Below are 19,312 nucleotides of genomic sequence, written 5' to 3'. Positions count from 1 at the left end.
CGTCTACTCCTTTTATATATTAAGTCAGTTCTTTTAGTAACTGCCCAACAAGATACTCGCCTATGACCGCGTAGTCTTCCGTCGTCAAAAAGTGTCTTGCGTTGGCATCGAACAGGATATTGCCCGAGGGAGGAAATTCATCGTCTCCTTCCCAGCATACCAGACCTACGGGCACACGGGGAAAAAGGTCAAAGCAATAGGCCAGGTCCCCACTGTCCATCTTTTTCCCGTCTAATTTTTCACAAGCCCGAGCTAAGGTGGAAAGCTGACTGACTTTTCTAAAAAGCCTCCCAATTGTCCTGGCTTCAAAGGGGGCTTGATAAATGGGACCGCCGGGGATTTCTTTAAAGGATATCCAATTTCCCTGGGGCAATGTAGGTTCTGAAAGCAGGTAGTGAAGGGTAAGCAAAGCAAATGCAGGAGAAGCCGTTTGACCGGCTTCCGTCAGAACATCTCCGTCGGGAAAGGAGATTGTATATTTTTTTCCGAGAGAGAAAAAGGAAAATTGCTGGTTTGTTTCGTTCCAGTTCATGCCCGTATGCAGCGAGAGGATTGCAGGATTAGCTTTCTGTAGTCTTGTTCTGGCTTTAGCAAAAGCATCTTTCCAGGGAGTTTGTGACACACTACCACCACCAGAGCAAATGATCATGTACTATTAAGATAATATCGCAAGAAGGGAATTTTAGCAACTAAAGAAAAAGCTTAGCAGGTCGCTGCTAAGCTTCTGGCAACTCCAGACAAGTGACGATATAATTCTTGTCTGCTTCCAAATACTCCTCCAAATTGGCGCCGTGAGGCAAGAACAAGTAATGCACTTCTTCACCGCTGCTCCAGGTGACCAGGTAGTTCACGAAAGCCGCCTCCCCCAGCAGGCATATTGTATACAGTGTTCCTAACACAATATTATAACCAACCCGGGAAAATTACAAGATACAGGTTTTTTTTGAAAAGATTTTTGACATGAGCAGCGTTATAAGCTATAATTAGATATGCAGTTGCGCCCGTAGCTCAGTAGGATAGAGTAACGGAATCCGAGTCCGGAGGTCACAGGTTCGAATCCTGTCGGGCGCGCCAACTAGAAGATTAAAGGCGAAGGAGCAACATCCTTCGCCTTATTTTTTTCTGACATTGTCGCACTCGATCATGCCGTCGTAGCACTCATTACAAATGAATTCCCCACAGGTAGGACATGGTCTTAAGTTGGATTTATGGAGGTCCAGGCAATCGTAGCAATAATAATTGTCACAGTGGCGGCAAATGACACCCTCAACATTCTTTGCCTTACACGTGTCACAAATGGGGATTTTCATGGGAAACCTCCTGCGCTTCAAGTTATACCTATCTTCATTATATAACACAGGCTGGCATGTGTGTAAATAAAAAAACCCCGACGGATTGTCGGGGCATAATATTATCCTACCAAGCAGAGGGCTTGGTTTTTATCAAGCATCGTGACCGTTTCTCCGGTGTTCAACAGAGCGGCATTGGCTTCATCGATATCAACGTGAAATTCCAGGGCCGAGTTCTTACTGACTCTCACGATGACATTGTTGAATACTACGCCTCTTTCGCCCTCCACTAATACACTGACCACGTCCTTATCGCGCAGGCCGTATTGGCTGGCGATAGGAGGTGTCATGTGGATATGTCTTGCTGCTATAATAACTCCTGAATCCAGGGAGACCATGCCCTTAGGTCCTACCAGGACACAGCCGGGCGTGCCTTCTAAATCACCGGATTCCCGGATAGGAGCTTTAATTCCCAGTTTAAAAGCATCGGTTCTGGAAATTTCCACCTGAGTTTGTTTCCTTACGGGGCCTATGATTCTGACGTTTTCAATAATTCCCTTGGTGCCTACTACGGAGACTACCTCTTTGCAGGCATATTGGCCGGGTTGTCCTAACTCCTTCCAAAATGTTAATTCGTACCCCGGACCAAAGAGCTGCTCCAGATGCTCTTGGGACAAATGAACGTGGCGATTGGAAACCCCAATTGGTATTCTTAACATTTCCATCTAGATTTCCCCCTCTCACAGACTGCTGGGCCGCACCAAATTACCGTTTACCCTGAAAATTATTCCGTTCACTGTTATTATACAACCATTGACTGACAGACGCAACCGTAATTGTTGCTAAATCGTAATTAAAGTTTTGCAATACCATGGATTTTTTACTGGTGAAGGTGTTCTTTAGATTTCAGGCATCGAATGTCCTGCACGCTGGCGATACGGTACACCCGGCACAGCTGTAAGATACGGGAGGTTGTTCTTTCGCCCAGATACGTGTCCAGTTCATCCAGACTCAAGTTGGTGGTGATGACTACTGGCAGTTGGTGATTAACCCGGTAGTTCAAAATGGAATAAATCTTATTTACCGTCCACGGCGTGTAATTATGGGCCCCTAAATCATCCATGATTAGAAGTTCAACGTTTCTGGCTCCCTCCAAAATGGTTAGCTCATCAGTTTCCACCAGAGCAGAGCGGTCGTAAGTAGCTTTAAGCTGGTCCAATAAATCAGGTACCACCGTAAACAAGACCTGTTTTCCTTTAGACAGTACATAATTGGCAATGCTGCTGGCCAAGAAAGTCTTGCCGCTTCCCACCGGGCCCGTAAAGACTATCCCGGGCCCGTGATAATTGCCTTTTACAAAAGCCGCGGCGAACTCTTCCGCAGCCTTGAGAGCGATTTTGGCATTTTGATAGTAAGTGAACCCCAACTGTTCATCATACACATCCGGGTAGTAAGCAAAGGAAAAATTTGCAAAGGTGCATTGATGTTGTAACGTGCCAAGGCCTGAATGGCGGAACAACTGCTCGATGGTCCGCTGCTTCATGCAGGGACAGCGGTAAGCAACTTCATCCTTGATGATAAAACCGCGGTTCTGGCACCTGGGACACTGGTATTCAGTTCCATGATGACGATCGTGATTAATCATCGGTACGACACCCTTTAGCTCATATAGACATCCTTGTATTTTTCAATTTTGCGTTTGATTTCATCACTTTTAATTTGGTAGGTTTTCGTTTCTTTTTTCTTCAGTTGTTGCCTGGTCTGGAAATGCTTTTCATATTCTTCCACTTGTTTCACCGTGCGGATATTGTTCCTTTGCCAGTCTTTAAGGATCGAATCGATATATTTCAGGTTTTTTATTCCCCTCAGGCTGGCCTTGCGCAAGGCCTCTATAACCAATTCCGGTGAGTATCTGTCCTCATGGCACCATTCTAAAATTTGATTGCTTTCAAAGGGTGAGAGCAAGCGACCAAATTCTTCTTCAAAAGCGCGGAATAATTCTTGTGCCACCTCGGGGGAAAGTTGCTCTCCCTTGCGGGCTTCGTTTTCCAACTGCTGCGCTTTCATGAGAGCCCAGTTCTCCATCAATTTATCAAACAAGCCGGCAAAAGAAAAGCGGTCTATCCATTTCTTCTGGGCAGGATCGTACAGGTGTTCAATGGAAATGATCTTTTTTTCGACCATTCCTGCCAGTAAGGTTTGAATTTGTGAACTTTCGACGGTCATTACAGATGACAGTTCCTGAGGCGTAGGGTATTCTTGATTACCCGACTGGTGCCAAGACCACAGGTGCAGCAGCAGCACCAGTTCCGTTTCGTTCATCCCTATTTTCTTATAGCTTTTCAATAAAAGAAAAGGCACATTAACCGTACCGTCCACAAACAGTTCGGAAGTAAATTTTAAGAATAGGCTTTGTTCAGACATGCAGACCACCCCGTGGCTGTTCCTTAATGTATATTGTAGCATTATTTATCATGCTTGGCATCTTCTTTCTAAACCGGGGCCAGAAAGACCGGGCCACCCAGGGACGGAATGATCTTTTTATTTGTCAAAGGTCCCCCTTCAAGGGTATAATATAGTAGTCAAGGAAATAATTGCAAAAACAGCAGGTGTTTTTATGAAGGTGATTGCGCTAGTCGGTCCCAGTGGGACAGGAAAAAGTCATCGGGCCCTTCTGGTAGCTCATGAGCATGGGGCGGAAGTGATTATCGATGACGGCCTTTTGATCAAAGGGCACCAAATTGTCGCCGGTGTCTCAGCCAAGAAACAAGCCACAGCCATTGGTGCTATCAAAACGGCTTTATTCACTGATCCGGATCATGCTCAAGGGGTGAAAGAGGAGCTTAAGGTTCTGAAGCCGCGCTGTGTTTTGATCCTGGGAACCTCCAAAGATATGGTGAATAAGATCGCCGCCCGGTTAGAGCTTCCCCTACCGGAATTGTACCTGGATATTGAAGATATAGCTTCCCCGAGTGAAATCACCAAAGCCAAGAAGATCAGGCAGCATTTTGGCAAGCATGTGATCCCGGCTCCATCGGTAGCCGTGAAACCTAAACTGTCCGGGGTGCTGACTGATCCTTTATATGTTCGATTCTCCAAAAGGCAGAAAACCGGTAGCAAAAGCCAACTCTGGGTGAATCAAACGGTGGTACGCCCTACCTTTAATTATTTTGGGAGGTTTTATATTGACAACGCGGCGTTGGAACAGATCATAAAAGGGGCGGCCCAGCTTAGCAGTGACGTAGTCAAAGTACAGAATATTGTTTTGGAAGAAGTGCCCCAAGGTACCATTGTTAATATGGATTTGACGGTTCGTTACGGCAAACCTTTTCCGCCTCTTCTGGATGCCGTGCAGGAACGAGTCAAACAGGTGCTGGAGCATATGACGGCCTTGCACGTGGTTCAAGTGAATATTTATGTACGAAAACTGGTGCTGCCTGAGGACATGAAAAAGACCTATGCCCATGCATAGGTCAAACATGTGCCAGGTGGCTTATGGTTGCGGGCCTTCGTCGATTAAGCTCGCCAAGCGGTTCAGCAGGTTGTACAGCCGGTAAGTGTCTTTCTTGCCGGTGTGCCGGTCGATAATGCCGGTCAGCCGGTGGTAAATACTTTGGGCCATATCATAAAGGGTTTCTCTGGTAACAGCGGTTTCAGCAGCCGGTTCCGCCCATTCTTCGGGAACTAGGTCATATTGTGCCAGGTATTTGGGGATAACTACTTCTGTCTTGAGCTGTTCCCTTAAAAGTTCGGCCAATGCAATCGCGGATTGGGGTTCCCCGTGGGTGACAAATATTCTTTGCGGCGGCTTCTTGAAGTTGTTCATCCACCGCAAGATGCCTTGCTGGTCTGCGTGGGCGGAAAAGCCCTCCAAGTTGACAATTTGAGCTTGCACTTTGATTTCTTCCCCGTGGATCCTAACCTGCTTTTCGCCGTCGATGAGACGTCTTCCGAGGGTACCGGGTGCTTGGTAACCAATAAAAACTACAGTTGACTCCGGCCTCCACAAATTATGCTTTAGATGATGTTTGATCCTACCTGCATCGGCCATGCCGCTGGCTGAGATGATAATGGCCCCGCTTTTAATCCGGTTAAGGGCCATGGATTCTTCCGCCGTCCGGCTGAAACGAAGTCCGGGGAGATACAGGGGGCAGTGGCCTTGCTTAGCCCGCCTCAGTTCGGCAAATTCTTCATCAAACAGGTGCTGGTGCCGGCAGAAAATCTCCGTGGCTGTGATAGCCAAAGGGCTGTCAATGTAAATGTCTTTTCCTTGAATTTTGTTTTCCTCGATGAGAAGGTGCAAGTTGTATAACAAGTCTTGGGTTCTTTCGATGGCAAAGGCAGGTATAATGACATTGCCTCCACGTTTAAAGGTGTCATGAATGATCTCGGCGAGGATCTCCCGGCGGTTTCCTATCTCCTTGTGCCGGCGATCCCCATAAGTAGATTCGATAATCAAATAGTTGGCATGATCGATGGGAGATGGGTCGTTAGTCATTGACCTGTCGAAATTGCCTAGATCTCCGGTAAAAACTAATTTGCACGTGCCGGTTCCGGATTCAAGCCAAATCTCCACGATGGCGGAACCCAAAATATGCCCGGCATCTTTAAAACGAACGGTGATGCCGGGTTTGATTTGCCAAAATTCATCATAGTTGACGCCTTGGAAATATTGCAAACAATGCTGCGCTTCAGCTGCGGTATAAATAGGCTCTAAAAGGGGGAGGCCGGAGCGCTGGTATTTCCTGTTCTTGCGTTCCACCTCCATCTCCTGAATAAAACCGCTGTCCGGCAGGACGGCGGTACACAGTTCCACCGTCGGGGCCGTAGCGATGACGGGTCCTTTAAAGCCGTGTTTATATAGTTTGGGGATCAGACCGCAATGATCGATGTGCGCATGAGTGAGCAGCAAAAAGTCAACTTCTGACGGATCGAAAGGGAAATCGCTGTAGTTCCTCTCTTTAATGTTTTTTCCACCTTGAAATAAGCCGCAATCTACTAAGAACTTGTAGATGCCGGTGTCCACCATATAGCAAGAACCGGTGACTGTTTCGGCAGCGCCAAAGAACTGAATTCTCAAAGCAGCACCCCCTGAAGAGACATACTGCTTAATGATTTCTGGATGCGCACCGGTTTTCCTCTAATTGGCCACCAGTTTTAACTGGTGTCTTTTGATAAATCGTTGGATGCGGTTCATGGCTTCTTCCAAATTGGCGACTGAATTGGCATAGGAAATGCGAATATGTCCCGTTCCGGAGGTGCCAAAGGCTTCACCGGGCACTACCGCTACTTTTTCTTCTTCTAGAAGTCGTTGCGCAAACTCTTCTGATGTAAAACCTGTGCTCGCTATGGAAGGAAAGATATAAAAGGCCCCTTTCGGTTCAAAACATTCCAAACCCATGGCTACAAGCCTGGAGTACACCAGTTTACGCCGGAAATCATAATGTTCTACCATGTGCTTGACTTCCGCAGCGCCGTGGCGCAGACCTTCCAAAGCTGCTTGCTGGGCCATGATCGGCGCACATAAAATGGTATACTGGTGAATCTTGGCCATGGCATTTAAAATCTGGGCCGGTGCGGCGGCAAAACCGATACGCCACCCGGTCATGGCAAAGGATTTAGAAAAGCCGGATACCAGGATGGTTCTTTCCTTCATGCCCGGAAATTCAATGATGCTGGTATGCTTGTTTTCATAGGTAAGCTCGGCATAAATCTCGTCTGACAGCACCAGGATGTTATGCTTTAAGATAATATCGGCAATAGGTTTAAGATCTTCTTTAGTCATCACGGCACCGGTAGGGTTATTGGGGTACGCTATGATGACCAGCTTGGTTCTGGGTGTAATAGCTGCTTCCAGCTCTTCCGGCATTAACTTAAAATCATTTTCGGCCTTCGTCTTAACGAAAACAGGAACACCGCCGGCCAGCAAGGTACAAGGCATGTAAGAGACGTATGCAGGTTCAACAATTATTACTTCATCTCCGGGACAGACTACAGCACGCAATGCTAAGTCGACAGCTTCGCTGGCGCCGATGGTTACCAAAATCTCGTTTTCCGGGTCATAGCTTACCTGGTGTTGTTTGCACAAGTAGTCAGATAGAGCTTGTCGAAGCTCAGGAGTGCCTTTATTAGAGGTATAACTGGTTTCGCCTCTATACAAAGCTTCAATGCTAGCCTTGCGGATAGACAGGGGCGTACTGAAGTCGGGTTCTCCGACACCTAAAGATATGACGTCAGGAGCACCGGCGATCAAATCAAAAAACTTTCTAATCCCTGAAGGAGGTAAAGATTTTACAACCGGAGAAATCATACTTTCCAGATTGAGAGCCATATGCAACACCTGCCATACAGTAGTCAAAAGATGGTTAGGCAAATAAAAAAACCTCTCATCCGGAAGGGACGAGAGGTATACCCGCGGTACCACCCTTATTGGCAAAAACCCAAACTCACCCTGAAAGTGCACTCAAATCAAATATATGCACTCCCAGACATTGATAACGGAACTACCCGGCCCGGCTTACTACAATTTCAGCCGGCGACTTAGGGGCGGCCTTCACTGGCGCCATCATACTGACTTGCACCAACCGTCAGCTCTCTGGATGTGGGAACCAGTTACTCTTCCCCTGCATTGCCTTTAACTCGGATAAAATTTTACTATCAGTATAGCAGGTTCTGATGACTCTGTCAAACGTTTTTACGAAATATTTTGGCTGATGTTTTGGGCTAATGACAACCTTAAGCTTCTGACTATGTGACGGATGCGTGAGTTTTCTTGCATGGCGATGGACAGGAGTCTAATGTTTTCTTGCCGGCAGTAGTATTCTTTCCAAATGGTTTCTTTTTTGTCCGTGGGATTGAGGTCAATGGCGATGGCGTATTCCGGGATGTAGTAAGAAAATGCCAACCCTTTCACGGTATGGTTCTTGATGATCGTGGCCTCGGGGAAAACCAGCTTCAAGGCCGCTTGCCAGTGGTCCTGGTCCGTGTCGTTAACTGGGATGCTTGCCTGGTTTTCACTGGTGTCTGCAGCGGACAGGCAGTTCTCACCATCTGCCGGGGGACCGGTGGCGCTGCCGGTTTCAGGTGTCAAGCTGCTGCTTGCCTGTTCTGAGGCAGGTGCAGGTTCTGGGGGACTTGACACGTCAACTTCATGATCCCATGAAGAAGGCATAAGACCGGCAGCAGGCTCAACATGGTTGTCTGTCTTAACCGTTTCCTCTTCTGCTCCAGTATTTGTGCTATGATGGGCTGGGGTCGTGACTGTTTCAGCTGGTTCATCACAAGTAACGGTGCATTCTTCCCCTGTTCCTCCTGCGCCGGAAGGGACAGGAGATGCCTCCTCGACAGCACCCGCGTCATTGGCTTCTTCCGGTTCTGTTGGTGCAGCACCGGTAATGTCTTCGGGCATTGGCCGGTTTTCATGGTAGAGCCTGAGACCATGATGAATGGCTTCTTCCAAGTAAGTGCTGAACTCGCCGAAACTGGCTAAAATGTTTTCATCCGGCAGCTTCTGCCTGGCCAGTTCCTTTATCACCTGGGCAAAGTGTTCCGGGGACCCGCCTAAATATGCCTCCAGTACAGCCGCCAGCTGGACAACAATATTGACTCCTTCTGCTTGTTTTCGTTCCAGTTCCTCTCCCGATAACATACTGATTTCGATGGTATTCTCGATTAAACGGTCGGTAAGCGCTAGTATTTCTCGTTCCAATTCCTGTTGTTCTCTTTCGTGTGACAAACGGGCTCACCTCTTTCTACAGAGTCCTTCTGTAGAAAAATATGCACGGCACAAGGGTTTTATGATAAGAATTACGGGATTGCCGGAACCCTCGGAGGAGACTGCGGCCAAAAAAAGCGGCATAGACTTAAGGGTCTATGCCGCTATTCCGGGTTATCCTTGGATGAAAAGCTTTACGTAGGAGTCGCAGTAGATTTTTTGGTTGAGCAGTATTTCGCCTGTAGCCGCTACCTCCATTAAGGCTTCATCATTGGCATCGGCAATGGCTGCATCCAAGCCGCAGGCCATGGCCATGGCCAAATAAGTCCTATTAATCAATGGGCGGTTCTGGCACCCGTTGGATACGTTGCTGAGACCGATGACTGTCTTAGGAGCCGGATTGGCCAGCATTTTAATCTGCTGCAAAGTCTTCAGCACTTCCGGAGCATGGTCTTGTGCTACATTGCAGGGCAGGATTAAGGGGTCAATGTACAGGTCTTCCATGGGTAACCCAAACTCATCGGCTGCTGCGACCAATTCCATGGCGAAGGCCAGCCGGCTATCGCTGTCTTTGGGAATCCCTTTGTTGTCCATGGTCAGGCCGATTAAGCCGGCACCGTATTTCACTGCCAGGGGAAAAGCGACTTCAATCTTGGAACGTTCTGCCGAAGTGGAGTTGATAATGGCCGGCTTCTTGCACAGCTTCAGCCCTTCTTCAATGGCATTGAAATCAGTGGAATCAAGGCACAGAGGCAGGTCGGAGACTTCTTGGACTACTTCTACCAGCCATTTCATGGCGCTGACTTTGTCCGATACAGCCGGTCCGACGTTGATATCCAGGTAGCGAGCCCCACCTTCTTCTTGACGTTTGGCCCATTCTTGCACCGGCTTAGGATCTCTGTCCTGGATCGCTTGTCTGATGTCCTTAAACATTCCGTTAATACGTTCACCAATAATAATCATGAGAACTCCTCCTTTTTAAGCGGTTTCACGCTTAATACTCGTTGGACATCATCAGTTGGTCAATGTGCTTTTTCACAATGGCGGCGGACTTGGGATGACGCATCAGCAGGATGTGGACACCGGACTGCAACAACGCTGTTGCGCAAGTGGCTTCCCACAGGATGCCCCGGTCTTCTTCGGCGCCCCAACCGGGATTCTCAGCCTGGCTCAAGTTAGCTTCCTTGGTCCGCCAGGATTCGTATCCTACGGTAGCGATGACAGGCATTGACAGCATTTTATCACCTTGGAGAGCTCCGAGGCGAGCCCTTTCCAAAATGGAATAGGCATACTCGATACCGTAACCCAATCCACCGATAGTCGGGTCAATGACAATCTTGGACAAGGGCAGGTTCATTTCGCTAATTAAGATGTTTAATTGCTTGCAAATGTTAATGTCTAGAGGAGACCTGGCAATGATATTATGCTTGTGCACCATACATGCGGCTGTAAGAGATTTATAGTTGTCTTGTTCAGCATTGCCTAAAAGCAGGTTTTCCCCAGCAGCCGCTTCGGCTACCGCGACCATTAAGTCGTGATCCTTTTCTTCGTCTTCGCAGCCGACAACAATCAACGGAACTCCTACGGCCTTCAGAACTTCTTTCAGTGCTGCGACACACTCATCAACGGATTTGTTGCCATTATCAGGGTGTGCCCCGTTTAGTTTCAAGTAGATCAAATCTGCGCCGTATTCTTCCACGCACTTTTTGGCCCATTGCCCGGGATCGTTCCACACATCGCGATAGTACTTGGCCAGGTTTTCGGGCCAATTGGGCACGATGTCCTGTACTTCCAAAGCGATGACCGGCCGGTGTTTAGTTTCTCCCTCAAAGTGATGGAACGGGAGAGCGGAATCTCCTCCCACGGTGATAGTGTGGGTTCTGGTGCCGCCTTGTTCCGGAGTGGCACCGAGGGTCACTTCCAGCACGCTAGCCCTACTCTTTTCCCTAAGAATTTCTACAGCCATTCGCCATTTCTCCTTTCCTAGCTTCGAATACTAACTAAAGATCAATTTTTTGTAAAATAGCCTCTACTGCCTGAACGGCCTTAGAGTCCGGAGGCAATCGGAACAGTGGTTTTCCTTCCGTATCGAATTGCACGACTAATGGATCTAAAGGAATCGTGCCAATCAAATTCAATCCCGTGTTCCGGATTTCCTCGGATAAAGGCTCTATGCCCTCTTCACCGACTTTGGAAACCACCAAATAAAGATTCTCGACTTTGCTGCCCAGGGATTGAACCAATTGGTGTACGCGTCCCGCCGAACGAATGCCCCGGGCCGAAGCATCGCTGATAACGAACAGGTGCTGTACCTGAGGTAAGATACCTCTGCTGATATGTTCCAATCCTGCTTCATTATCGACGACCAGGTATTCATAGTTTCCTGTTAAGTTTTCAATCTGCTTCCGCAGCAAATCGCTGGGGTAGCAATAGCACCCAGGTCCTTGCGGGCCGCCCATGACCAATAGGTCAACCAATTCATGTTCCACCAGCGCCTGGGACAGGCGGTAATCAATGAAGAGATCTTTACTCATGCCAGGGGGAATGGCTTTAGGATCTTTGGTCTCTGTAAGGATGTCAGATATAAACTGTGTGACTTCCAATCCTAACGCTTCATTAAGGTTAGCGTTAGGATCCGCGTCGACAGCGAGAATACTTCGCTTGTTGTGTTCAATAAGGTAACGGATTAGCAGAGCTACAAAAGTGGTTTTTCCCGTTCCTCCCTTTCCTGCTACGGAAATGTGTATTGCCAATTAAATCCCTTCCTTTCCTCAAGCTAACCTGCTACCGAGGGAAACAAGCTCAAATCGGTATGTGGCAGGAAGAGCGCGGAAACGAACTCGTCCATGAAGGTATTTCCCACTGAAAGCTCGATATAGGTCATTTTTCGTCCTATTTCAACGGCATCCTGGTAAGCTTGCCGGGATAACAAGCTTAGATGGGCACCTTTGACCGAGGTGTTCCCCACGAATTCATATTTTTCCAGTGGGACGTCAGGCAGCAAACCAATTTTGATAGCATCTGCCAAATTGAGATAGTTACCGAAGCCCCCGGCAATTAAGATCTTGTCAATTACATCCAAGTCCATTGCCACCATTTGCAGCAGGGTCCTGATCCCGGCATAGACAGCGCCTTTGGACCGAATCAGGTTTTTCACATCTGCTTCGGTAATCACGATATCCTTGTTGATACCGGAATTTTCGGCCCATACCAACACGAATTCCGGGCTTTCGTCATTCATGCGGAACCGGTTGGAAGGGACCTGTTGGAATTTACCCGTCCTGTCGATAATGCCGGCGTCCCGCAGCTTGGCAATGCAATCGATTAACCCTGAACCGCAAATGCCTATCGGTTTGCCGTTGCCAATGGTTTGTACCGCAACCTCATAGGTAGCAGTGTCAATGTCGATCCGCTCGATGGCTCCTTTCATAGCCCGCATCCCGAAAGTGATACCGCCACCTTCAAAAGCAGGACCTGCTGAACAAGCACAAGTCATCAGGAATTCTCGATTGCCGAGAACCATTTCCCCGTTGGTGCCGATATCAATGAACAAGGTCATTTCATCGGACTGGCTGATCCTGGTGCAAAGAACACCGGATACGATGTCGCCGCCAACATAGCTGGCTAAGGCCGAGAAGCTAAAGACCCAGGCTTCCGGGTTAATAGCCAGCCCTAAATCCTTAGCTGTAACTGGAGGCAGATCCGACGCCGTTGGAATATAGGGATCCAAACGGATGTATTTCGGTGTCAACCCCAGGAATAGGTGTGCCATGGTTGAGTTGCCGGCGGACATCACCACATTGATGTTGGCCTTATCAATTTGATGCTCGGTGCAAAGCTTGTCAATTAATTCGTTGACCGTACCGATAACGGCATCGTGAAGCCTTTCCAAGCCGTTGGGCTCATTGGCATAGATCATACGAGAAATTACATCATCACCGTAGCGTGCTTGCTTGTTATAGGTACCGGCCTTTCCCAGTACCTGACCCGTAGCCAGGTTGACCAGGTAGGCTACCACCGTAGTGGTACCTATATCAACGGCCAAACCGAAGGAAGTGGAAGCGGTGTTCCCGGGTTGGATGTTGACAATATGGGCATCGCCTTCGAAACATATCACCGAAACCGAAACCTTCCAATCGGCTCCCCGCAGCGTTTCTGCCAATTTCCGCAGGATGGATAACGGTATGCGGACGTCCCGGCAGTCAAGATGCTTTTTCAGTTCTCCTGTTAACCTGGTTAAATCGCTGGCGTTTTCCGTGATGGTGGGCGGCGACAATTCTAAATAAACGGTGCGGCAAATGGGATCAAATTCATAACCTGCTAAGAGATCTAACTCTTTTTCGACCAGTATTCCTTTCTCCTGTGTCCCGCCAACTAGTACCTGGTGTTCATCCAATCTGGATTCCTTTGGTATCTCGACGACAACGTCCCCTTCTACAAAAGTACGGCAAGCAAGCACGTGACCGGTATTACGGAGGCGGGAGGAAAGATTTCCTCCCAGGTTATTCACTTCGCCTCCGAGAACCTTAACCGCACATCTACCACACGTACCTTCTTCCCCGCAAGTACTTTTGAGCTCGATGCCTAAAGCGGCCGCTGCTTGTTTAATGGATGTCCCTTTTTCGACCTCAATGGAGACATTTTCGGGTAAAAAGGTAACTAGACACTTTGACATTCAATCACTCCTATGCAAAATGGCTCTTGGCAAAAGCGGGAATACCGGAAGCTTCCCGCGGGCCTACGATGACCTTCCAGCCAGAGGCCTCTTCAAGCTTGCCGCTTAAGACTGCCACTAGGCCCGGGATAACGATGTTGCGATGATTGACTTTTTCTTCCAAGCCGACTTTCTTCATCACATTGGCGATCTTATCCGCCTCAAATTTACCGTCAGCATAGGCGGTGAGTACTGATAACCCGTCGGTATCCACGGCCAAGATATAGCTCGGGATCTTGCTGGCCTCTACCTCGCCTTCCACTGAATAATATGTCAAGGAGAAGTTGGTGGTAATGTATACCGGCGAATCCGGTGTGACGTTGCCTACTTCATGGAGTTTTTCCTCTACCCTAATGGGAACCTGCGGGTCTGTGTAGAGGTTCTGTCTCCAGCTCAGCAACGGCAAGATATGCGCTTTATCCACTGTATTCATGACGATCAAGCTGGCATACTTGCTGACGTAAGCGGTTGCTTCGGCCACTTCGTCGAGGGGATCCGCTTCCGTGGTGAAAGCGATAATTGGGAACCCAAACGGGCGGAATCTCTTCTTGATGGCTTGCCGCCGGATTTGAGTGAAATCAGCGATAGCTATTGATACGTTCCTGGCACCGGGATCCAGGACCAGATCCTTCTTGCCCAGGGCCGTTACCTTTTCTACCAAAGCGGCCAGGCTTTCTAAATTGTCAGCCTTAACGGCCAAGGGGCAGTTTTTCTCAATGGCCAGTTTGGTCATGGCTTCGTAGTTGTCCTGATTGGCAGCGTAAATTAAAGGTTTGACCAACCCGTCGGCTGCCAGGGCTTTCGTCATGGCATCAACGTTTTCTGAGATGAGAACCAGGGGCAGCTTGGTGTTTTTCGCTACCGTTGCTACCGCTGCGGCGAATTTATCCGCATCGCCGGAAGCATTTTCCACAGCGATGCCTTGTACGCGGTATTCCAGGCCGACGCGGACAAAGACAAGATCGTTGATTTGCTCGGTCCTGGCCACGATGTCGCTTTCACTCAAGGTATCTTCGATTCTAAAAGCAATGGCGGTTTCATGATAGAATTTCTTATCATGCCGGAAGAGTTCCGTTTCATCACCCATGACGACTTGTCTTTCTCCGGCACCGAAGATGACTTTGGCAATAGGCGGTGCCGCTGCGGATTCCAGGGCAGCTCTTGCCTCATCAGACACGTAAGGACAACTGTCTAAAGAAGCTTTACCTCCGGCCAAAGCCATGGCAAAGGCCAAGCAAGTTGGGGGACCGCATTCTCCACAGTTTTTTTTCGGCAGTTGTTTGTAAATTTCCAACCCAGTTAAAGCCATCTTCCTTACTCCTTTCTGCAAATTAAACGTTTAATTTTACATGAGGGGATCCATGGTCAGAGCTGGATGACCCTTTTCTTCTAAGAAAGGAAGAATTTCTTCAACAGTGGTACCGACTGTTTCGTCAGCAATCATGTCGATAAAGTCTTCGGGCAGTCCTTCCTCAATGCTGCGTTTCACGAAATCTTCCCGCAAGAATTCTTTCAATTCTTTCGGCATCCACACGATTCTCTTGATACCGCCGTCGGCGGTGATAAACTTGCGGCTGACAATATAACTGCGTCCTACACCCATGAAACCGGGAGTCTGAACACCGCCACCCACCATGCCGGCCAGAGTGGAGAAGGTCATACCGCAAGGCGTTAAACCGCCGTGCTCCCGGGTGGTGATCATGATGCCGTTGGCTTCCGGCACAATGGCCAGAATGGCTTCAAAGCACCCACAGGAAGTCATGGGATTTTCCATCAAAGTGTAAAGACAGACCTCTTCCAGGTTGCGGTTGGAAGCGGTATATAAATAGTCGTTAACGGACTGCCACATCCCTTTTACTTCATCAATGGCTTCTCCTTTCGGGATCGGCTGGTTCGGACCCGTATTGTCAATCTCGTAAGAGGCTCTTGCATCCAACCAGGTGACGGCACCGCACAACCCTACCCGCTCAGGAGTCACGATACAGACATGGTTGGGAGCAAATGACTGGCACAGGACGCAGGAGTAGAAAGTATCCACGGCATCATCAGTTAATCCTCTCATGCGGTCGTCTCTCTTGCGATACCGTTCCCGGGCCAGTTTAATGTTCTCTTCCACTGCCTGCTGGTCCGTCAGGATGGTTACTTGTACCCTGTCCACGATGGCAGGGAATTCTTGTTTCATCTTGGCGACGAGAATTTCACCCATATGCCGGAACTTGACGCCCTTGGCGACGGCGTCTTTACTGATGCGCAGCCAGTTGATGTCCCGTTGGGCGGTATGCCATAAACCTTCGCCGTAGTTGATGAAGTCGTGAATCCGTCTTTCTAACACGCCTTCAAAGTCTTCCTGCATCTTGCGTCCATAAATATCAACCATGATGCCGAACGGGATCTTTTCGCCTTCGGCAATTTCGTCAAGCTCTCTACCGATGACGGTGACTTTACCGTCTTCGATTTCGTTTTCGGATACGCTGCGCACCAATTCAAAGGACATGGTGCGGCCGCCACCCATTTCAACATACATATCGCCTTTGCGAATGGTTTCCCCTTCGAAAGCAGGACCGAAGTTAATGGGGATATCCAGTTGGATATTGGTGAGCTTAATTCCCCTTACTTCGAGGGCTGTTTGCACAATCTTGTCATAATCGGGTACCGAGATGTACCAGTCGGGAATCTGCTCATCTTCAGCTAAGGGTTGATCGGTGATCACCGGGAAACCTAGGAAAATAGCACCCAGTTCGGCGGCCGTCTTGACGTAATCCCGCTCTCCCAAATGCAGGACGAAGGCACGGATACGGCGCCGCTGGTAGTCCCTGTGTTCCTCTCTTAAGCCTGGCGCAATGCCTCCAAACATCATACCGGCCCGTAAAGCATAGTTTACGGCATGTACCACTTGAGTGAAGTTGCCCAGCGGGAAAGCAATATAATCAATGCCCAGCTTGACGTTTTCTTCTAAAAGTTGTTCGATTACTTCATCAGCTAGGAACAGCATGAAACCTTTGCCCATCAAGTCTTGGACAATTTTAGCCAGCTTCTTGCTGTCCTTCGCCCGGCCGAGAATGACGGCTTCGCCCGGGATGGTCCAGTCAACCATTTTGATACCAAAGCGCCGGACCACGGGGTCGCCGATGAAGTTGGTCCAGGGTTCCACATTCTCGACTTCTCCCCTGACGTAACGGAGGGCTTCAATGATCTCGGCAGCATACAGCGTAGACTCTCCGGCCAGGCGAGCATTTTCGAAGGTATATTCGTAAGTTTTCACCTGGTTACGCATGCGGTTGAGAATGGGAACCAGGTCCTGCAAACAAGTCACTTCTTCACCGCTCAAACAGCGGATGACGGGCAAACCGTAAGCAGTATCGGGATATGCTACCGGTTTATCAGGACCGTATTTTCTAATGGCTTGATTTAATAGAATTTCAGCATAGCTGAGAGCAATGAGACTCCCTTCTACTGCTTGCCTAAACAACTTTTTGGGCTCTTTACCTTCTTGAACAGCGCCTTCATAAATCTTATCGAAATCCAAGGCCATTATGTCTCCCCCTTCTCTATGGCAATGCTCATGTCATTAATAATTCTGGCACAGAGCTGTTTCGTATCTTGCCGCTACATCCTTGTGGACACCCAGTTTCCAAGTCCGGTATTCCAGGGCACTGAGGATCTTCTTGGCGGCTACCGCAGGATCCATCTCAAAGATGAAGTACCCGCCGTATACGTCTGAGGCAATCTGGGTGAGGATACTGTAGAACATGTCGCTGCCTTCCACAGGAGGCATGGTTCCCACGTGAGTAGGAGCTCCCATAGCTACAAACCAGGTACCGATGGCGGTTGCTTTTCCGCTCATGGCTTCCGGAGCGGAGGCCACAAAAGGTACCTTAGGTGTATCCACGCCCAGCTCTCTAGCCATATCCATGAACAGAGCAGCGGCCCGGGAATTGTCAACACAAGAACCGAAATGGAAAGCCGGTGGTAACGGAGTGGCAAGGTTAGCTTTCTCCGAGATTCTCTTCAAGAACGCTTTTAATCCCTCCCCGGCGTACTGTTCGGTAGCTTCCGGTGACAGCAATCCATACTTGGCCATGGCTTGAGCAGAACACCCGGTGCAGACCACGAAGACATCGTTCTTCAACAATTCCTTAACAATTTCAATGTGGCTGTTGTCCTGGAATGTCTTGAGGTTATTGCAGCCGCAAAGGTTAACTACACCTTTGAGTTCTCCCGCCAGAATGGCGTCTGTTAAGACACTTACCGGCCGCTCGGGGTTAACCGTGGCAAACAGTTCCAACAATCTTTCGTAAGCAAAACCGGCTACGACAGTATTCTTAACCTTCGGAATATTGACGCGACCGCTGTTTCTCTCCCTGAAGGCCTCAATAGCCAGTCTGACAACTGTCTTGGCATCTTCTAATGCTCGTTCTGTGTTAAAGTCAATGTGATACGAACCAGGAATCTTGGCAATGGGTGATGTGGTGATCAATCTGGTATGATAGCATTCCGCTGCTTGCCTGAGTCCGGGCATAATGCATTGTACGTCAACTACCATGGCATCAACAGCCCCGGTGGCAATAGCTAATTCAGCGGAGGCAAAAGAAGTAACTAACGGCACACCTTTCCGCATGAGAATTTCGTTACCGGTACAGCAGATACCTACCAGGTTAATTCCTTCCGCCCCGGCAGCTTTCGCTTCATCTTCCAGTTGACTGGCGGCCAGGTAAACCATTTCACTGAGGAGCGGGTTATGTCCATGAAGTGCAATATTAACCTTGTTTTCTTTCAAAGTCGCCATGTTGGCTTCGGTGACAACAGGTTCCGGCGTACCAAAGAAAATGTCAGACAAATCGGTGGCGATAGCCATGCCTGTAAAGTCCGTTAAAGCAGTGCGAATCGCGCTAAAAGTCAAGTTAACGGCATCGTTGTCGTTGCCGGTATGGGCTTGGGCCAAAAGGTCCGAAATGGTGCCGTGAATGCCGGAAGGCATCACATTGCACTGGTCGAATTTCTGGTAGCGCTGTTCAATGATGGACGCTTTGGTCCAGACAGCGTCGCCTTCACCAGGCAACCGTTCAAAGTCCTTAAGAGCAATAATGGCTACTTCGCGGGCAATTTCCTCCGGCGTTTTCCCGTCGGTTTCCACATTCAGCTTTTTAGCGACGGCCATCAGTTTTTCTTTGTCTGTGATTTGATAGTCCTTGGCTCTCCCTTCAGCGCATGCTAACAGGGTTTCGGCAATATGCCTGGAGTGTTCACAGTGAGAAGCGGCACCTGTCAAGATCAGGGTACCAACGCTTCTGGCCACGATGGTCCATGGCGAAGCACCGCATATACCCCGACTGGCAGGTCCTTCGTCGAATCTAATGCGGCAAGGTCCCATCAGGCAGAAACGGCAGCAGATTCCCTGGTAGCCGAATTGACATTGCGGCTGTTGCGCCAAAAACCGGTCAAATGCAGTTTCGACATTGTCTTGCTTGGCCTTTTCCAGCATTTCCAAAGCAGCAGGGTCAATGGTTCTTTCTCTTTTTTTTCTTTCCAGGACCCTTGGTGCTTGGGAAGGCCGTGAATTGTGTTCAGGATCTCTAAATCTTGGCACTTGAAGAT

At 48.8% G+C, this 19,312-nt stretch carries 15 protein-coding genes, 1 tRNA gene and 1 other annotated feature; of the genes, 2 read left to right on the top strand and 14 right to left on the bottom strand.

Going from position 1 to position 19,312, the window contains the following annotated elements; translation table 11 throughout:
* Nucleotides 1-19: 19 nt before the first annotated feature.
* Nucleotides 20-622 carry a DUF3786 domain-containing protein gene (locus GXX34_07760; protein ID HHW07404.1) on the bottom strand — a complete coding sequence of 201 codons (603 nt, stop codon included), beginning with the start codon at nucleotides 620-622 and terminating at the stop codon, nucleotides 20-22.
* A 375-nt stretch (nucleotides 623-997) separates the two neighbouring features.
* On the opposite strand from GXX34_07760, the gene GXX34_07755 reads away from it, so the two are divergent.
* Nucleotides 998-1,074 (top strand) — tRNA-Arg (locus tag GXX34_07755).
* Between the two features lie 337 nt (nucleotides 1,075-1,411).
* On the opposite strand, the gene GXX34_07750 is transcribed toward GXX34_07755, so the two are convergent.
* From GXX34_07750 to GXX34_07740, 3 genes are all read right to left on the bottom strand, one after another.
* Complete coding sequence (locus GXX34_07750) at nucleotides 1,412-2,014, bottom strand: phosphate propanoyltransferase (GenBank protein ID HHW07403.1); 603 nt, start codon at nucleotides 2,012-2,014, stop codon at nucleotides 1,412-1,414.
* 155 nt (nucleotides 2,015-2,169) lie between these two features.
* On the bottom strand, nucleotides 2,170-2,934 hold the full coding sequence (locus GXX34_07745; protein HHW07402.1) for an ATP-binding protein: 765 nt from the start codon (nucleotides 2,932-2,934) through the stop codon (nucleotides 2,170-2,172).
* 14 nt (nucleotides 2,935-2,948) lie between these two features.
* A complete protein-coding gene (locus tag GXX34_07740) occupies nucleotides 2,949-3,668 on the bottom strand; it encodes a DnaD domain protein (GenBank protein ID HHW07401.1) in 720 nt (239 codons plus the stop codon).
* A gap of 238 nt (nucleotides 3,669-3,906) precedes the next feature.
* Between GXX34_07740 and GXX34_07735 the strand changes: the two genes are divergently transcribed.
* Nucleotides 3,907-4,761 (top strand): Asp23/Gls24 family envelope stress response protein, encoded by an 855-nt coding sequence (locus GXX34_07735; protein ID HHW07400.1) that lies wholly within the window; start codon nucleotides 3,907-3,909, stop codon nucleotides 4,759-4,761.
* 21 nt (nucleotides 4,762-4,782) lie between these two features.
* Here GXX34_07735 and GXX34_07730 read toward each other — a convergent pair whose 3' ends face one another.
* The 10 genes from GXX34_07730 to cooS all read right to left on the bottom strand — a co-directional run bounded on the left by GXX34_07730 (nucleotide 4,783) and on the right by cooS (nucleotide 19,304).
* Nucleotides 4,783-6,369, bottom strand: a complete 1,587-nt coding sequence (locus tag GXX34_07730) for an MBL fold metallo-hydrolase (protein HHW07399.1) — start codon at nucleotides 6,367-6,369, stop codon at nucleotides 4,783-4,785.
* Nucleotides 6,370-6,429: 60 nt separating this feature from the next.
* Nucleotides 6,430-7,620, bottom strand: a complete 1,191-nt coding sequence (locus tag GXX34_07725; protein HHW07398.1) for an aminotransferase class I/II-fold pyridoxal phosphate-dependent enzyme — start codon at nucleotides 7,618-7,620, stop codon at nucleotides 6,430-6,432.
* Nucleotides 7,621-7,681: 61 nt separating this feature from the next.
* Nucleotides 7,682-7,927: a binding site (T-box leader), on the bottom strand.
* Nucleotides 7,928-7,983: 56 nt separating this feature from the next.
* The gene (locus GXX34_07720) at nucleotides 7,984-9,024 is read right to left on the bottom strand and encodes a hypothetical protein (GenBank protein ID HHW07397.1); all 1,041 of its coding nucleotides are present in this window, start codon (nucleotides 9,022-9,024) and stop codon (nucleotides 7,984-7,986) included.
* Between the two features lie 153 nt (nucleotides 9,025-9,177).
* Nucleotides 9,178-9,966, bottom strand: coding sequence for a methyltetrahydrofolate cobalamin methyltransferase (locus tag GXX34_07715; GenBank protein ID HHW07396.1), 789 nt, complete (start codon nucleotides 9,964-9,966; stop codon nucleotides 9,178-9,180).
* A 31-nt stretch (nucleotides 9,967-9,997) separates the two neighbouring features.
* The gene (locus GXX34_07710) at nucleotides 9,998-10,969 is read right to left on the bottom strand and encodes an acetyl-CoA decarbonylase/synthase complex subunit delta (protein HHW07395.1); all 972 of its coding nucleotides are present in this window, start codon (nucleotides 10,967-10,969) and stop codon (nucleotides 9,998-10,000) included.
* 34 nt (nucleotides 10,970-11,003) lie between these two features.
* Entirely contained in the window at nucleotides 11,004-11,756 is a 753-nt protein-coding gene (locus GXX34_07705) for an AAA family ATPase (protein ID HHW07394.1), read from the bottom strand.
* Nucleotides 11,757-11,779: 23 nt separating this feature from the next.
* The gene (locus GXX34_07700) at nucleotides 11,780-13,678 is read right to left on the bottom strand and encodes a DUF4445 domain-containing protein (GenBank protein HHW07393.1); all 1,899 of its coding nucleotides are present in this window, start codon (nucleotides 13,676-13,678) and stop codon (nucleotides 11,780-11,782) included.
* A 10-nt stretch (nucleotides 13,679-13,688) separates the two neighbouring features.
* Nucleotides 13,689-15,026, bottom strand: a complete 1,338-nt coding sequence (locus GXX34_07695) for an acetyl-CoA decarbonylase/synthase complex subunit gamma (protein HHW07392.1) — start codon at nucleotides 15,024-15,026, stop codon at nucleotides 13,689-13,691.
* Nucleotides 15,027-15,062: 36 nt separating this feature from the next.
* Nucleotides 15,063-17,243 (bottom strand): CO dehydrogenase/CO-methylating acetyl-CoA synthase complex subunit beta, encoded by a 2,181-nt coding sequence (cdhC, locus tag GXX34_07690; GenBank protein HHW07391.1) that lies wholly within the window; start codon nucleotides 17,241-17,243, stop codon nucleotides 15,063-15,065.
* Nucleotides 17,244-17,285: 42 nt separating this feature from the next.
* Nucleotides 17,286-19,304 (bottom strand): anaerobic carbon-monoxide dehydrogenase catalytic subunit, encoded by a 2,019-nt coding sequence (cooS, locus tag GXX34_07685; protein ID HHW07390.1) that lies wholly within the window; start codon nucleotides 19,302-19,304, stop codon nucleotides 17,286-17,288.
* Nucleotides 19,305-19,312 lie beyond the last annotated feature (8 nt).

This window comes from Clostridia bacterium (assembly GCA_012840125.1).
In the GTDB taxonomy this organism is placed as follows: domain Bacteria; phylum Bacillota; class DULZ01; order DULZ01; family DULZ01; genus DULZ01.
This window is presented reverse-complemented; position numbering and strand designations above follow the sequence as displayed.

Coding starts and splice junctions, on each gene's coding strand:
- GXX34_07750 (HHW07403.1), bottom strand. CDS start 2,014: ATGGAAATGTTAAGAATACCAATTGGGGTTTCCAATCGCCACGTTCAT.
- GXX34_07745 (HHW07402.1), bottom strand. CDS start 2,934: ATGATTAATCACGATCGTCATCATGGAACTGAATACCAGTGTCCCAGG.
- GXX34_07735 (HHW07400.1), top strand. CDS start 3,907: ATGAAGGTGATTGCGCTAGTCGGTCCCAGTGGGACAGGAAAAAGTCAT.
- GXX34_07725 (HHW07398.1), bottom strand. CDS start 7,620: ATGGCTCTCAATCTGGAAAGTATGATTTCTCCGGTTGTAAAATCTTTA.
- GXX34_07715 (HHW07396.1), bottom strand. CDS start 9,966: ATGATTATTATTGGTGAACGTATTAACGGAATGTTTAAGGACATCAGA.
- GXX34_07710 (HHW07395.1), bottom strand. CDS start 10,969: ATGGCTGTAGAAATTCTTAGGGAAAAGAGTAGGGCTAGCGTGCTGGAA.
- GXX34_07700 (HHW07393.1), bottom strand. CDS start 13,678: ATGTCAAAGTGTCTAGTTACCTTTTTACCCGAAAATGTCTCCATTGAG.
- GXX34_07695 (HHW07392.1), bottom strand. CDS start 15,026: ATGGCTTTAACTGGGTTGGAAATTTACAAACAACTGCCGAAAAAAAAC.